Annotated in this window: 15 protein-coding genes; 8 read left to right on the top strand and 7 right to left on the bottom strand. The window is 70.2% G+C overall.

Annotation, left to right across the window (positions count from 1 at the left end):
* Positions 1-24: 24 nt before the first annotated feature.
* Positions 25-1,653 carry an ABC transporter substrate-binding protein gene (locus tag ACIREE_RS35610; protein WP_404161898.1) on the bottom strand — a complete coding sequence of 543 codons (1,629 nt, stop codon included), beginning with the start codon at positions 1,651-1,653 and terminating at the stop codon, positions 25-27.
* Positions 1,654-1,813: 160 nt separating this feature from the next.
* Here ACIREE_RS35610 and ACIREE_RS35605 point away from each other — a divergent pair, with 160 nt between their 5' ends.
* Positions 1,814-2,557: a FadR/GntR family transcriptional regulator gene (locus ACIREE_RS35605; RefSeq protein WP_404161895.1), complete on the top strand. Its 744-nt coding sequence runs from the start codon at positions 1,814-1,816 to the stop codon at positions 2,555-2,557.
* Positions 2,558-2,589: 32 nt separating this feature from the next.
* Here the strand turns inward: ACIREE_RS35605 and ACIREE_RS35600 are convergent, their stop codons facing one another.
* On the bottom strand, positions 2,590-4,674 hold the full coding sequence (locus ACIREE_RS35600) for an ATP-binding protein (RefSeq protein WP_404161892.1): 2,085 nt from the start codon (positions 4,672-4,674) through the stop codon (positions 2,590-2,592).
* 306 nt (positions 4,675-4,980) lie between these two features.
* On the opposite strand from ACIREE_RS35600, the gene ACIREE_RS35595 reads away from it, so the two are divergent.
* The 5 genes from ACIREE_RS35595 (at position 4,981) to ACIREE_RS35575 (ending at position 9,211) form a co-directional block, all read left to right on the top strand.
* Positions 4,981-6,111 carry a PP2C family protein-serine/threonine phosphatase gene (locus ACIREE_RS35595; protein WP_404161890.1) on the top strand — a complete coding sequence of 377 codons (1,131 nt, stop codon included), beginning with the start codon at positions 4,981-4,983 and terminating at the stop codon, positions 6,109-6,111.
* Positions 6,112-6,251: 140 nt separating this feature from the next.
* Positions 6,252-7,019, top strand: coding sequence for an FHA domain-containing protein (locus tag ACIREE_RS35590; RefSeq protein ID WP_404161887.1), 768 nt, complete (start codon positions 6,252-6,254; stop codon positions 7,017-7,019).
* Between the two features lie 159 nt (positions 7,020-7,178).
* Positions 7,179-7,394, top strand: a complete 216-nt coding sequence (locus tag ACIREE_RS35585; RefSeq protein ID WP_363191553.1) for a hypothetical protein — start codon at positions 7,179-7,181, stop codon at positions 7,392-7,394.
* Positions 7,395-7,572: 178 nt separating this feature from the next.
* Positions 7,573-8,322 (top strand): DNA repair protein RecO, encoded by a 750-nt coding sequence (gene recO / locus ACIREE_RS35580; protein ID WP_404161884.1) that lies wholly within the window; start codon positions 7,573-7,575, stop codon positions 8,320-8,322.
* Between the two features lie 58 nt (positions 8,323-8,380).
* Positions 8,381-9,211, top strand: a complete 831-nt coding sequence (locus ACIREE_RS35575; RefSeq protein WP_404161881.1) for an isoprenyl transferase — start codon at positions 8,381-8,383, stop codon at positions 9,209-9,211.
* 255 nt (positions 9,212-9,466) lie between these two features.
* On the opposite strand, the gene ACIREE_RS35570 is transcribed toward ACIREE_RS35575, so the two are convergent.
* The 4 genes from ACIREE_RS35570 to ACIREE_RS35555 are packed head-to-tail and all read right to left on the bottom strand — an operon-like array spanning position 9,467 to position 12,659.
* The gene (locus ACIREE_RS35570; protein ID WP_404161878.1) at positions 9,467-9,913 is read right to left on the bottom strand and encodes a Fur family transcriptional regulator; all 447 of its coding nucleotides are present in this window, start codon (positions 9,911-9,913) and stop codon (positions 9,467-9,469) included.
* Positions 9,914-9,938: 25 nt separating this feature from the next.
* Entirely contained in the window at positions 9,939-10,823 is an 885-nt protein-coding gene (locus ACIREE_RS35565) for a metal ABC transporter permease (RefSeq protein ID WP_404161875.1), read from the bottom strand.
* 13 nt (positions 10,824-10,836) lie between these two features.
* Entirely contained in the window at positions 10,837-11,613 is a 777-nt protein-coding gene (locus ACIREE_RS35560) for a metal ABC transporter ATP-binding protein (RefSeq protein WP_404161872.1), read from the bottom strand.
* 35 nt (positions 11,614-11,648) lie between these two features.
* Entirely contained in the window at positions 11,649-12,659 is a 1,011-nt protein-coding gene (locus ACIREE_RS35555; protein WP_404161869.1) for a metal ABC transporter substrate-binding protein, read from the bottom strand.
* 169 nt (positions 12,660-12,828) lie between these two features.
* On the opposite strand from ACIREE_RS35555, the gene ACIREE_RS35550 reads away from it, so the two are divergent.
* Positions 12,829-14,211 (top strand): glycine--tRNA ligase, encoded by a 1,383-nt coding sequence (locus tag ACIREE_RS35550; protein WP_404161866.1) that lies wholly within the window; start codon positions 12,829-12,831, stop codon positions 14,209-14,211.
* 130 nt (positions 14,212-14,341) lie between these two features.
* Positions 14,342-14,554, top strand: a complete 213-nt coding sequence (locus ACIREE_RS35545) for a hypothetical protein (protein WP_404161863.1) — start codon at positions 14,342-14,344, stop codon at positions 14,552-14,554.
* Here ACIREE_RS35545 and ACIREE_RS35540 read toward each other — a convergent pair.
* A complete protein-coding gene (locus ACIREE_RS35540) occupies positions 14,551-15,141 on the bottom strand; it encodes a TetR family transcriptional regulator (protein WP_404161860.1) in 591 nt (196 codons plus the stop codon). The two genes, ACIREE_RS35545 and ACIREE_RS35540, sit on opposite strands and share 4 nt — an antisense overlap.
* Positions 15,142-15,163 lie beyond the last annotated feature (22 nt).

The raw sequence follows: 15,163 nt of genomic DNA, 5'->3' as shown, positions 1-15,163 counted from the left end.
TACGTGAAGACCGGGTTGCGGGGCTTACGCGGGCTTGGCCTTGAGGACGTTGATGCCGGGGTACGGCTGCGCCCGCACCCCGCTGATCTTCTTCGCGTCCCAGGCGGTCATCAGCTCGTTGTGCACGACGGGATAGATGACGGCCTGCTCGGCGACGATGTCGAGGTACTCCTGGATCATCGTCTTCTTCTTGGCGGCGTCCGGCTCCCGGGTGGCCTGGTCCATCTGCTTGAAGAGCTGCTCGGCGGTGGAGTTGTCGGCCCAACGGGCGTACCCCATCCACAAGTTGGTGGGGCCGTAGTTGTAGTGCATGATCAGGTCCGCGTCGAGGCCGAACTGGTTCGGGTTCGAGGCCGCGGCCACCACCTGGTAGTCCTTCTTCTGGTCCATCTTCGTGAAGACGGCGGTGGTCTCCTGCGGGTCGAGGGTGGTCCGCACGCCGATCGCGTCCCAGGAGGCCTTGATGGTCGGCAGGCAGTCGGCGATCCATGACACGTTCACGGCCATGAGATTGATGCCGAGGCCGCTGACCCCCGCCTCCTTCAGCAGCTTCTTGGCCTTCTCCGGGTCGTAGTCGTAGACCGGCTTCGCCCGCCGGTGGCTCGGGTTCTCCTCGTTGAGGAACGAACTCGCCGCCTTGCCATGGCCCTTGAGAGCGACCTCGATCATCTTCTTCTTGTCGATCGCGTAGTGCAGGGCCTGCCGCACGCGTACGTCGTCGAACGGTTTGTGCGCGGTGTTGAACATCAGGAACAGGTTGTTCATCCCGGCGCCGCCCTCGACGGTCATCCCGCCCTTCTCCAGCTGCTGGATGTTGGCGTACGGGATGTTGTCGGCGATCTGCGCGTCGGCGCTGCCCCCGGAGATCTTCGCTACGCGCGGCGCCGCGTCGACGATGGTCAGCCAGTTCATCTTCTTGAAGGCGGGCTTGCGGGGGCCGTTGTAGCCGCCGAACGCCTCGAAGGTGGTGTTCGTCTTCGGCTGGTGCGAGGTCTGCTTGTACGGGCCCGAGCCGACGGCCTTGCCCTTCATCGCCTCGTCCCACGCGCCGGCCGCCGAGAACACGTGCTTCGGCATGATCTTCGCGAGGGTCAGCCGGGCGACCCCGTCCGGGAAGGGGAACTTGAGGACCAGCTCGACCGAGGAGTCGCCGGTCTTCCTGACCTCCTTCAGCCAGCTCTCGAAGAAGCCCTTGGCGAGCGTCTGCGTCTTCGGGTCGAGGATCCGGGCGAAGACGAACACCACGTCGTCGGCGGTCACCGGCTTCCCGTCGTGCCATTTGGCACCCGGCCGAAGGGTGAACTTCCAGGAAGTACCTCTGAGTTGGGCCGCGTCCGGCACTTCGGTCGCGAGCGCCGCGTACGGGGCCCGGGTGGTCGGATCGGTGTCGACGAGCCCCTCGTAGATGTGCTGGTTGCCCGCCATCGCGAAGGCGGACGCCGTCTGCGTCGGGTCCCAGCTGCCGTCGTTGCCGTAGCCGATGACGGCGGTCAGGCTCGTCGAGCCGCCCTCGCCGTCGTCGTCACCCGTGTCGTTCGTCGACTTCGGCCCGGACGAACAGGCGGACAGCGACGTGGAGATGGCGGCGGCCGCACCCAGGGCGCCGGTGTACTTGAGGAAGGAACGGCGGCCGGTGGCGTCGTGGTCGCTCATGGTGCCTCCATTGTGGAGATCCAACGTCCTACGTCTTGGTAGCGACGTGACCATAAGAGGCCCCGGAGGGGCGGTCAAGAGATCGCGCAGGATCGCCCGGCATCGCGCCCGGAAGATCTTCCGCCCCGAGGTGGGACGTGGGATGTCCGGAGCGCCTACGATGCGGCGCATGCCAGACGAGCCCCGGAACACGGCCGTACGCCAGCCCCGTGTGAGCCACCAGGTCCAGCGCGCGGTGATGCAGCAGATCCTGGACACGGGGCTGCGGCCCGGTGAACTGCTGCCCACCGAAGCCGAGTTGATGGAGGCGCTCGGCGTGAGCAGGAACTCGGTGCGGGAAGCGCTCAAGGCGCTCCAGGCACTCGACATCGTGGAGATCCGGCACGGCTACGGCACCTACGTCGGCCAGGCCTCGCTGACCCCGCTCGCCGACGGCCTCACCTTCCGCACCCTGCTGCGCCCCGCGGACGACGCGCACGCCCTCGCCGAGATCCTCCAGGTGCGCGAGATCCTGGAGGAGGGGCTGATCCGGCGGGTCGCCGCGGCCCCGCCCGCCGCCGACCTACTTGACCAACTCGACGCGATAGTAAGGAAGATGGGGGAATCGGGAGAGGCCGACGAGCCGTTCGCCGACCTGGACCGCGAGTTCCACGAGACGCTCTACCGCTCGCTCGGCAACGAGCTGATCCCGCAACTGCTCGGCGCGTTCTGGAACGTCTTCGACAGGGTCGCCGGAGTGCGCCAGTGGGCCGGCGACCCGGCGCCCGAGGTCACCGTCGACCGGCACCGCGCCATCGTGACGGCCCTCCGCGCCCAGGACACGGCCGGCGCCCAGCAGGCCATGGCCACGCACTTCCGCGGCATCGAGAAGCGCGCCGAGCAGGAGACCCGCGGGGTCGGCTGAGCCGAGCCCTGGCCCCTGAGCCTTGCGGGGCCCTACGGACCAGTACCGGCGTCCAGGCTGTAGACGATCCCGTCGACCGTGTCGTCGTACAGCCCGCCCTCGTACGCCGTCGTGTACGCGGCCTCGCCGAGGGCCTTGAGGCTCCGTCTCTCCGCGCTCTCGCGGACGGCGACGAGCTGCGCATTGCCCATCTGAGGGCGGCCGAAGGCCAGCCACAGACGCTGCGCCGCACCCAGCAGCCGGGCCCCCGTCTCGCCCTGCCCGTCGGCCACGGTCGCGGCGGCCAGCAGATCGGCGGCGAGGGCGACCCCCAGAGTGTCGTGGAGTTCGGCCTTGCCCCGCAGGCTCGCGCGGGCATGCCCGGCGGCCTCGGCCCAGTTGCCGAGCCCGAACTCGGCCAGGGCCTGCAAGTAGTCCCCGAACGCCCGCCCCCAGCACTCACCGCGCGCGGCCAGCTCGGTGGAGACCCCGTTCGCGATGGCCTTTCCCAGGTTCAGGTCGCCGAGATCGATGCGGGCGAACGCAAGGGAGAGCCGGTTCATGAAGCACGCGGCCTCGTAGGAACCCCACAGGGTTTCGGGCGGGGCCGTGTCCAGCGTGATGAGCGCCCGCTCGGGTTCACCTTGCTGGGTCAGGATCGTGCCTTCGAGGTAGTCCGCCGCCACGCGCACGGTCGGATCGGCGGACGTCGCGGCCAGGGCCCGCAGCTCGGCGGAGTGCCGCAGCGCCACATCAAGGGCGCCCTGCCCCACGCAGACGACTCCGCCGGCCCACAGGGCCTTGCCGTACTCGGGCCAGGGCTCCGGGCCACCGGCCAGGGCCCGGTCCAGGTAGTGGCGGCCTTCGCGGGCGAACCCGCACGCGAACCAGAAGACCCACAGGGCGCCCGTCATCTCCAGTGCGATGCGGCGCAGGCCGTCGCGGAGCGCGAAGTCGAGGGCCGCCCGGATGTTGGCGTGCTCGGCCGTGATGCGCGCGCTCCACGCCGTCTGCCGGTCGGACAGCCACTCCCGGTCGGCCCGCGCCGCCAGGTCCCGGTAGCGCTCCAGGTGGGCCCGGAGCACCGCCGTCTCCTCGCTGAGCTCGCGCAGCCACTGTGCGCCGTACTCCCGCACGGTGTCGAGCAGCCGGTACCGGGCCGGCGCCTTCGTGCCCGGCACCGGGCGGACGAGAGACTTCGAGACCAGCCCGTCGAGCAGGTCGGGAACGGCGTCGGCGGACAGCGGGCCGCCCGCGGTCACCGCCTGGGCGTCGGCCAGGTCGAAGCCGGCGGCGAAGACCGAGAGCCGCGCCCACAGCAACCGCTCGAGGGGCGCGCACAGTTCGTGGCTCCAGCCGATGGTGGTGCGCAGCGTGCGGTGCCGGGGCGCGGCCGTGGCCCCCGGGGCATCCGGGGCGACCAGAGTGTCGAACCGGTGCAGCAGCCGCTCGTCGAGCTGCTTCATGGTCAGATCCGGCAGCTGGGCCGCGGCGAGTTCGATGGCCAGTGGGATGCCGTCGAGGCGGCGGCACACGGTGACGGCAGCGTCCCGTTCCGCACCGTCGAGCCGGAACCCGCCGACCGCGCCGACCGCGGCGGCCGCCCGGTCGGCGAACAGGGCGACGGCGTCACCGCCCACGGTCCCCCCTCTGGCATCGGCCGCCACGGGCAGCGGCTCCACCTCCAGACGCCACTCGCCCGCCGCGCCCAGCGGCTCCCTGCTCGTCGCCAGGATCCGCAGTCCTGGCGCCGCGTCGAGCAGGCGGGTCGCGAGGCGTGCGCACTCCCCGGTCAGATGCTCACAGGTGTCCAGGACAAGCAGCACGTCGCGGGTGACGAGCCACTCGGCGATGAGGTCCTCGGGCGGTCCGGCCGACTGGTCGACCAGGCGGAGCTCCTCGAAGACGACGTGGCCGAGCAGGGAGGGTTCGCGCAGGGGGGACAGTGAGATCAGTCGCGCGCCGTCCCTGAAGCCCGGGGCCGCGCGACGCGCGGCGCGCGCGGCGAGCCGTGACTTGCCGACGCCGCCGACCCCGGTGAGGGTGATGAGCCGGTGCCGGGTCAACGCCTCTTCTATCAGGCCCAGTTCGCGATCGCGACCGATGAAGCTCGTGGTCTCAGCGGGGAAGTTCTCCATGCGCACCGCCGTCGTGTCTTGTCCGCCCCGTCCGCCCCGCGCTCGCGCGGCGTCGCCGGACAGTCTGCTCCGGCTCCGCGGCCACGACGGTGAATGTCACAAGTTGCGCAGGCGCCCTGGGCCCGCCCCGCCGAAACGGGCAGAAGGTGACAGCGAGGGGCAACTGCGGTCGCGGATGCACGCACTGTGGACAACGTGCGGCGCGGAACCGGGCATTCGGACAGAGTGGACCGCTCACGCGACGGGGCAGGCAGACGGCGCAGGCAGGGCGGGGCAGGCGGTTCGGAGCAGGCGGGAGGATCCCGCATGACGGTGCGGGAAAGTGGGCGGATGCGCTGGGGCAGGGCGAGGGACCTGGCGCTGCCGGTGACCGTCAGCGCCCTGCTGGCCGTCCTCGGCGGGCTCCACGACGGGTGGCGCCCTGCGGTGGCGGCGCTGCTGATCGGACCCGTCCTGGCCTGTTCCCGGCTCGGCGTGCGCGGCACGCTCACCGTCGCCGGCTGGAGCGCGGTCCTCGCCCTGTCGGCCGGCCTCGTCCGGCATCTGACGGGGACGTCACCGTTCCTCGTGGAATATCTGGTGCTGCTCGCGGGCGGCGCCGTGGCCGTCCGCATCGCCAGAGAGAAGACGGCGCGCGCGGCCGCCCTCCAGCACGTCACGGAGGTGGCGCAAGTGGCCCAGGGCGCGATCATGCGCCCGCTGGCCGCCAAGGTCGGCGAGATCGACGTCTTCACCCGGCACCACTGCCCACTGGAGCCCGCGACCGTCGGCGGAGACGTGTACGAGGCCGTCAACACCCCCTACGGAACAAGGGTGTTCATAGGCGACGTACGCGGCCACGACCTGGACGCGGTACAGACCGCCGCATCGGTGCTCGCGGGCTTCCGCGACCTGGCTTACGTGACCCCCGACCTCACCGACGTCGCCGTACGGCTGGACGCGCTCCTCGCCCCGGAGCTCGGGCCCGAGGGCTTCGTCACCGCGCTGTTCGCCGAGTTCGCCCCGGGCGAGGTCCGGATCGTCAACTGCGGGCACCCGCCGCCGCTGCGCACCGGACATCGGCCCAAGCTGCTCCAGCCGATCGAGCCCGCGCTGCCGTTGGGGCTCGGCACCCGGCCCGGCAGCCGCCGGTGCTGGTTACAGCCGGGCGACAGGATCCTGTTCTACACCGACGGCCTGACCGAGGCGCGGGACGCCGACGGCGCGGAGTTCCCACTGCTCGAACAGTGCGCGGAGCCGCTCTCCGCGGTCCTGCCGAGCGACGCGCTCGACGCGCTGTACGAGGCGGTGACCGCGCACACCGGGGCGCCGCTCCTGGACGACGTGGCACTCGTTCTGTGCCAACAGGTCGACCTGCTCGGGAGCGTTGGCGACGTGCCGCCGACACATGCGCAGGCCCGCGAGGGCCGGGTGGACGTGGACCTCGGGCCCAGGTGAGCCGAGGCGCCTGAGCTTTCGTCACCGCTTGGCACCGGCGCCCGACAAGCAGCGGCTTCGCGTACAACCCCAGAACCGGCGGACCGCACCAGCACGTCCTGGGCGGATATGAACCGCCGTGCCTTCGAGGGGGCGCCGACATGAGCACGCCGACCAGCACCCACCGCCTGACCGTCCTCAGCCCCGGAACACTGCGCGGCACGACCGTCGACGTCTCCCGCGGGCCGTTCCTCGTGGGCCGCGCGGCCGCGTGCGACCTGCGCCTCGACGACCCGTGCGTCAGCGGTACGCACGCCGTGCTCCACCCCGTCAAAGGCCCCTTGGACCGCGTGGTCCGCGTGGTAGTTGAAGACCTGCACTCCCGCAACGGCACCCGCGTCAACGACGGGCCCGTCACCACGGCGCGGCCGCTCAGCCACGGCGACGTCATCCGGTTCGGCACCGTGGAGGCGCGCTACGAGCAGGGCGCGGCCGCGCACAACGCCTCCCTGCAGACCGTCACCGCGCTGCCCTCCGCCGGTTTCGCGGCGTACGACCGGCGCGGCCGCGGCCGCCTGTCCACCCGCACCGGGGCCCGCCGGCTGATCGCGCTCTCCCTGATCCTTCACCTGGCGGCCATCGCGATGGCCGTCGTGTTCACGCGCCGCGTCGTCGACCTGGTGAAGGCGGCGCACCGGCCGGTGAACTTCCACGAGGTCACGCAACGGCTCATGACGCCCGAATGGCGGGGCCTGCCGGTCGCCGTCATCGGCGGGCTCGTCGCCGTCACCGCCTGCTCGCTCACGATCGCCGGGATCGTGCTCCACCTCGTCGCCGCGTCCCGACGCCGCTGTATCGGGGAGCAGTTGGAGCGCGTAGACCCTTCCCACTGTAGGGACGCACCGTCGGCGCGGAGGAACAAAGAGTGAAACCGGATCGGGGAGGGGAGCCACGTGGCGGGCTAGGAGAGGGCGAACCGCCCCGTGTCCATCGACGGAATCGCGGCGTTGTCCGGTTGACTCGGCGCCCCGCCCGGCCGCCGTACTCCTCGCGCAGCAGGACGCACTACCGGACAGGAGCACCACCCGATGAAGCCAGCGATCGGTTCGTACGCGGTCGACACGAGCACGGGTCAGGTGGGCCGGGTGATGGGACACGAGGGCCCGTACGTGCAACTGCGCCCCTTCGGCGGCGGCCGCGAGTGGGACTGCCCGCCCGAGACGCTGCGCGAGGCGACGACCACGGAGCGGCTGCGAGCGGCGACGGCGTACGAGAACAGAAGGAGCCGCGGGGAAGTCCCCTGATGTGCGCGGGGGCGAAAACCCTGTGTGGCGAACGCCACGTGCGCGGTGCTCGCATGGGGCGGGCCGCCCCCTCCCGGCCCGAAGAACCGGCCGCGCCGTTCCCCGCGTTCGGGTAGAGGCAGAATGGAGGCATGAACCTGCCCCGTGAAGACGACGACGCCGCCCGTGGGTGTGTGCGATGAGTCTCTTCCGGGACGACGGGGTCGTCCTGCGGACCCAGAAACTCGGCGAAGCCGACCGCATCATCACCCTCCTCACGCGCGGCCACGGCCGGGTCCGCGCCGTGGCCCGTGGCGTGCGGCGCACCAAGTCCAAGTTCGGGGCGCGGCTCGAACCGTTCTCCCACGTCGACGTGCAGTTCTTCGCGCGGGGCAGCGAACTGATCGGGCGCGGCCTGCCGCTGTGCACGCAGAGCGAGACCATCGCCGCGTACGGCAGCGGGATCGTCACCGACTACGCCCGCTACACCGCGGGCACCGCGATGCTGGAGACGGCGGAACGGTTCACCGACCACGAGGGCGAGCCGGCCGTTCAGCAGTACCTGCTGCTCGTCGGCGCCCTGCGCACCCTCGCCCGCGGCGAGCACGAGGCGCACCTCGTCCTCGACGCGTTCCTGCTCCGCTCCCTCGCCGTGAACGGGTACGCGCCCACCTTCGGCGACTGCGCGAAGTGCGGAATGCCCGGTCCCAACCGATTCTTCTCGGTCGGCGCGGGCGGCTCGGTTTGCGTCGACTGCCGGGTACCGGGCAGCGTCGTACCCTCACCGCAGGCCCTCGTCCTGCTCGGTGCGCTGCTGACCGGCGACTGGGCGACGGCCGACGCGTGCGAGGCACGTTTCGTACGGGAGGGCAGCGGCCTCGTGTCGGCCTACCTGCACTGGCACCTGGAGCGCGGACTGCGCTCGCTGCGCTACGTAGAGAAGAGCTAGCCGGCCGGCGAGAGCCGGCGGCCGAGAACTGAACTGAGCTAAGGGGAGAGGCCGGAACATGGCACGTCGCGGAATCCTCGGACGGTCCCGCCGTGAGTACAGCACGCCCGAACCGCACCCCTCGGGCGCGCGGCCGCCGAAGATCCCCGGTGAGCTGGTGCCGGGACACGTCGCCATCGTCATGGACGGCAACGGACGGTGGGCCAAGGAGCGCGGGCTGCCCAGGACCGAGGGGCACAAGGTGGGCGCCGAGCGCGTCCTCGACGTCCTTCAGGGCGCGGTCGAGATGGGCGTGGGCGCCATCTCGCTGTACGCGTTCTCGACGGAGAACTGGAAGCGGTCGCCCGACGAGGTCCGCTTCCTGATGAACTTCAACCGGGACTTCATCCGCAAGACCCGCGACCAGCTCGACGAACTGGGCATCAGGGTGCGCTGGGTCGGGCGCATGCCCAAGCTGTGGAAGTCGGTCGCCAAGGAGCTGGAGATCTCCCAGGAGCAGACCAAGGACAACGACAAGCTGACCCTGTACTTCTGCATGAACTACGGCGGCCGGGCCGAGATCGCCGACGCCGCGCAGGCCATCGCCGAGGACGTGAAGGCGGGCCGCCTCGACCCGTCGAAGGTCAGCGAGAAGACCTTCGAGAAGTACCTGTACTACCCGGACATGCCGGACGTCGACCTGTTCCTGCGGCCCAGCGGCGAGCAGCGCACCTCCAACTACCTGCTCTGGCAGAGCGCTTACGCCGAGATGGTCTTCCAGGACGTGCTGTGGCCGGACTTCGACCGACGTGACCTGTGGCGCGCGTGCGTGGAGTACGCGTCCCGGGACCGGAGGTTCGGCGGGGCCACCCCCAACGAGGTCCTGCTTCAGCTTGAGGCCGAGGGCTAGACCGGGTCCCGGTCCCGTCTGCGGGGTTCCGCGCGTCGCGCGCCGCAGCTCTCGTCGTGGCTGGTCGCGCAGTTCCCCGCGCCCCTGGAGCATGCGGCTCCGCCGCAGCCCCATGAGGCGCACGCGCGCGTGCGCCCCTGAAATGGCGCACGCAGTGCGCATCTCAGGGGCGCGGGGAACTGCGCGACCAGCCACGACGCACCCGCACCCGCCGACCCATGCGCACCCGGCAGACGCGACGCGTCGAACCCCGCGTCACACAGAAGCGGCGCAATCCATACACGTGCCGAAGATCTCCACCGTGTGCGCCACGTTGACATACCCGTGCTCGGAGGCGATCGCTTCGGCCCACTTCTCCACCGCGGGGCCCTCGACCTCGACGGCCTTGCCGCACATCCGGCAGACCAGGTGATGGTGATGGTCGCCCGAGGAGCACCGCCGGTACACGGCCTCGCCCTCCGAGGTGCGCAGGACGTCCACCTCGCCCGCGTCGGCGAGGGATTGCAGGGTGCGGTAGACCGTGGTCAGACCGACGGAGTCGCCCTTGTGCTTGAGGACGTCGTGCAGCTCCTGGGCGCTGCGGAACTCGTCCACCGCGTCGAGTGCTGCCGCCACTGCCGCGCGCTGGCGGGTAGACCTGCCTCGAACCGGGGCTGCCACGGGTTCCTCCTCACATCCCTGCCACGTACGTGTCGCCGCCATTGTGCCAGGCGGCGCTGTGACCGGGTCAGACCTTGGCAGCGGCCTGCTCCGGGATCGAGCACTCCGCCGGGTCGCCGGTGACCGCCGACGCCTCTCGGGCCCGGCGCCGGGCCAGTGGTGCGGCCAGCAGCGTCAGGGCGATGAAGACGCCGATGGTCAGGAGCACGATCGTCGCTCCGGGCGGCACGTCCTGGTAGTACGACGTGACGGTGCCGCCGAGCGTCACGACGACGCCGATGGCGACCGCGACGGCGAAGGTCGCCTTGAAACTGCGGGTCAGTTGCTGGGCCGCCGCCACCGGGACGACCATCAGCGCCGACACCAGGAGCAGGCCCACCACGCGCATCGCCACCGTCACCGTGACCGCCGCGGTGACCGCGACCAGCAGGTTCAGGGCGCGCACGGGAAGCCCCGTGACCCGCGCGAACTCCTCGTCCTGGCTCACCGCGAACAGCTGCCGGCGCAGGCCCACCGTGACCAGGACCACGAAGGCCGCGAGCAGGCAGATCGTGACGACGTCCTGCTGCGACACCGTGGTGAGCGAGCCGAAGAGGTAGGAGGTGAGATTGGCGGTCGAGCCGTCCGGCGCCAGGTTGATGAACATGACGCCCGCGGCCATGCCGCCGTAGAAGAGCATGGCGAGTGCGATGTCGCCGCGGGTCCTGCCGTACCAGCGGATGAGCTCCATGAGGAGCGCGCCGAGCACGGAGACGAGCATCGCCATCCACACCGGGGACATGGAGAACAGGAAGCCGAGGCCGACACCGGTCATCGCCACGTGACCGATGCCGTCGCCCATCAGAGCCTGGCGGCGCTGCACCAGGTAGATGCCGATGGCCGGGGCCGTGATGCCGATGAGGACGGCGGCGAGCAGGGCCCGCTGCATGAAGGCGTAGTCGAGGAATTCCATGATCGTGCGGCCCTCAGCTCAGCAGTCCGGTACGGATGGGTTCGGCGTCCGCCGCGGCGTGCGGGTGGACGTGGTCGTGACCCGGCAGGGCGTGCTGCCCGACCGCCTTCGGCGGCGGCCCGTCGTGCAGGACGCAGCCGTCACGCAGCACCACCGCGCGGTCGATCAGCGGTTCGAGCGGCCCGAGTTCGTGCAGGACGAGGAGGACGGAGGCGCCCGCCGCGACCTGCTCGCGCAGCGTCGCGGCGAGGATCTCCTGGCTGGCCAGGTCGACGCCCGCCATCGGCTCGTCCATGATCAGCAGCTCGGGTTCGGCGGCCAGGGCGCGGGCGATGAGCACGCGCTGGTGCTGGCCGCCGGAGAGGGCGTCGACCGAGTCCTTGGCGCGGTCGGCCATGCCGACCAGCTCCAGGGCGCGGCGCACCGCGTCCCGGTCGGCCGCCCGCAGGATGCCGAAGCGGGCCCGGGAGAGCCGCCCTGAGGAGACGACCTCGGTGACCGTCGCGGGCACGCCGCCCGCGGCCGTCGTGCGCTGCGGTACGTAGCCGACGCGCGCCCACTGCCTGAAGCGGCGCCGGTCCGTGCCGAACAGCTCGATCTCGCCGCCGGTGAGCGGCACTTGGCCGATGATGCTGCGCACGGCGGTCGACTTGCCCGAGCCGTTCGCGCCGAGCAGGGCGACGACCTCGCCGCGGCCCACGGTCAGGTCGATGCCGCGCAGTACCGGGCGCGAGCCCAGTTCGGCCGTCACCCTGCGCAGGGTGATGACGGGTTCCGCGGATGCGCTCATCTCGCTGCCGCCCTTCAAGTCGCTGGATGGGTACGTCACTTGGCGCCGAGAGACTTCCGCAGCGCGGCCAGGTTCGACTCCATGACCTGGAGGTAGTCGTCGCCCTTGGACTTGTCGGTGATGCCCTCGATCGGGTCGAGTACAGCAGTCTTGAGCTTCGCGTCGCTCGCCAGGGTCTTGGCCGTCTTGTCGCTGACGAGGGTCTCGTAGAAGACGGTCGTGACGCCGTCGGCCTTCGCCATCTTCTGGAGGTCCTTGACGCGGGCGGCGCTGGGCTCGCTCTCCGGGTCGAGGCTGTTGATGGCCTCCTCGGTGAGTCCGTAGCGCTCGGCGAGGTAGCCGAAGGCGGCGTGCGTGGTGATGAAGACCTTCGAACCGTCGGTGCCGGTGTCCTTCAGACCGTCCTTGAACTTCGTGTCGAGCCCGTCCAGCTTCTTGAGCAGCGCGGCGGTGTTCTTCTTGTAGTCGGCCGCGTTGTCGGGGTCGGCCTTCTCCAGCGCCTTGCCGACACCCTCGGCGACCTCGGCGTACTTCACCGGGTCGAGCCAGATGTGCGGGTCGGAGCCCTCGCTGTCGTGGTCGTGCCCGTCGGCATCCTCGTCGGAATGCCCCTCGGCGTGCCCGCCCACCTCGTTGCCGTGCTTCTCCAGGCTGGTCAGGGAGGCCGCGTCGATCTTCGTCTTCGTGCCGGACTGGTCGATGGCCTCGTCCACGGCGGGCTGCAGGCCCTTCAGGTACAGAGCGACGTCGGACTCCTCGATCTGGGCGCGCTGCTTGGCGCTGACCTCCAGGTCGTGCGGCTCCTGGCCGGGCTCGGTGAGGTTGCTGACGTCGACGTGGCCGCCGCCGATCTCCTGCGCGAGGTACTGCATCGGGTAGAACGACGCCACGACATCCAGCTTGCCGTCGTTCTTGCCGTCCGCCGCGTCGGACGACGAGCAGGCGGACAGGGTCGTCAATCCGAGCACCGTGGTGGCGGCGACGGCGGCGGTGGATATGAGGCGGCGGCGGGGGCGACGAGCGAGGCGTACGTTCATGACACTCATTTTCAACAAAACTGGAAACGATTGTCAACAAGGACTTCGTCACGCTCGGTCCCGCTCTGTACCCCGGAACCGATTTGGTCGCAGGGGTGGGCCCGCCGGTAACCTGAAGCATTCGCTCCCGGAGCGCGTATCCAGCGAGCTTCAACGTCGTCGTAATGAAGAGAGCACCGTGGCCGCCGACAAGATCGAAACCATCGTCAGCCTCAGCAAGCGCCGTGGCTTCGTCTACCCCTGCAGCGAGATCTACGGTGGTCAGCGCGCCGCCTGGGACTACGGTCCGCTGGGCGTGGAACTGAAGGAGAACCTCAAGCGCCAGTGGTGGCGCTACATGGTCACCTCGCGCGAGGACGTCGTCGGTATCGACTCGTCGGTGATCCTGGCCACGGAGGTCTGGCAGGCGTCGGGCCACGTCGCCACGTTCACCGACCCGCTGACCGAGTGCACCTCCTGTCACAAGCGGTTCCGCGCGGACCACTTGGAAGAGGCGTACGAGGCCAAGCACAACAAGCTTCCCGAGAACGGCCTCGCCGACCTCAACTGCCCCAACTGCGGCAACAAGGGCACGTTCACCGAGCCCAAGCAGTTCTCCGGCCTGCTCTCCACGCACCTCGGCCCGACCCAGGACAGCGGCTCCGTCGCCTACCTGCGTCCCGAGACCGCGCAGGGCATCTTCACCAACTTCGGCCAGGTCCAGACGACTTCTCGTCGCAAGCCGCCCTTCGGCATCGCCCAGATGGGCAAGAGCTTCCGCAACGAGATCACGCCCGGCAACTTCATCTTCCGCACCCGCGAGTTCGAGCAGATGGAGATGGAATTCTTCGTCAAGCCGGGCGAGGACGAGGCGTGGCAGGAGTACTGGATGGAGCAGCGCTGGAACTGGTACACCGGCCTGGGCCTGCGTGAAGAGAACATGCGCTGGTTCGAGCACCCGGCGGAGAAGCTCTCCCACTACTCCAAGCGCACCGCCGACATCGAGTACCGCTTCCGCTTCGGCGGCAGCGAGTGGGGCGAGCTCGAGGGCGTCGCCAACCGCACGGACTACGACCTGACCGCGCACTCCAAGGCCTCCGGCCAGGACCTCTCCTACTTCGACCAGGAGAAGGGCGAGCGCTACACGCCGTACGTCATCGAGCCCGCGGCCGGTGTCGGCCGCACCATGCTCGCCTTCATGCTCGACTCGTACTTCGAGGACGAGGCGCCCAACGCCAAGGGCAAGATGGAGAAGCGCACGGTCATGCGCTTCGACCCGCGCATCGCCCCGGTGAAGGTCGCGGTGCTCCCGCTGTCCCGCAACCCCGACCTCTCCCCGAAGGCCAAGGGTCTGGCCCAGGCGCTGCGCCAGCACTGGAACATCGACTTCGACGACGCCGGCGCCATCGGCCGCCGCTACCGCCGCCAGGACGAGATCGGCACGCCGTTCTGTGTCACGGTCGACTTCGACACCCTGGACGACAACGCGGTGACGGTGCGCGAGCGCGACACCATGAAGCAGGAGCGCGTCTCTCTCGACCAGATCGAGGGCTACCTGGCCAGCCGCCTGATCGGCTGCTGACGTCGGTTTACGTTGCTGAAGGCCCCGGCCGCTGTTCTTTGCGACCGGGGCCTTCGTGCTGTCACGGGGCTTCCGCCCCGGACCCCGCTGCTCAATCGCCGCAGAGGCTCAAGTACGGCACACTGCGGGGATGGCGGAGATGACTAGCAGCAAGGTCAGTCGCTGGGACCAGCACGGGCGCGCTCATGTCGTACGCGTCGAAAAGGCTGGTATTCAGCGCCACTTGACCTGTGAGACGTGCGGCTGGCACAGGAACGCGCAGTTCCTGCCGTGGCTCAAGGCGCAGGAGCATCTGGAGCGGGAGCACCAGGCGACGGTGGATCCCGGAAGCGAGACCTCTTAGGGCGCGGCGATTCCGCGGAGGAGCAGGGCCAGTACCGCGTCGAACGACTTCTGGGCGCCGGGCCGTGACCACTGCGGCGCGTAGACCGGGTCGTGGAAGTGGGCGGTGGCCTCGAACAGGGCGCGGGCCGTGGCCGGGATGTCCGGCGCTTCGAACTGCCCCTGGCCGACGCCCTCTTGGACGATCGCCGTCAACTGACCGGCCAGCTCGCCGATGTGTGCGTCGACCACGTCGCTGATCTCCGTGGTCAGGACCGAGTAGGTGGCGAACAGCTCCGGGTCGTCGCCCGCCTTGTGCCGCTTGGCGTCGAACAGGGCCGTGAACCAGTGCCGCAGTTTGGCCGGCGGCTCCTCGGGGCCGGCGACAACCTCGGACAGGACGGCGGTCGTCCGGTCCAGCCACCGCTTGGTGACCGCGCCGCGCAGCTCCGCCTTCGTACGGAAGTGCCGGTACACCGAGCCGTGGCTGACCCCGAGCGCACGGGCCACGTCGACCACGTTCGCCTTGGCGGCGCCGTGTCGGCGCAGCACTTCCTCGGTCGCTTCGAGGATGCGCTCGGGTGTCAGGGGCTCGGTGGGCGGTGCCATGTCAGTGACCGTACCGGGCCGT

This window comes from Streptomyces sp. NPDC102467, assembly GCF_044765445.1.
Classification (GTDB): Bacteria; Actinomycetota; Actinomycetes; order Streptomycetales; family Streptomycetaceae; genus Streptomyces.
The sequence above is the reverse complement of the archived record's forward strand: the minus strand, read 5'-3'. Positions and strand labels throughout refer to the sequence as shown.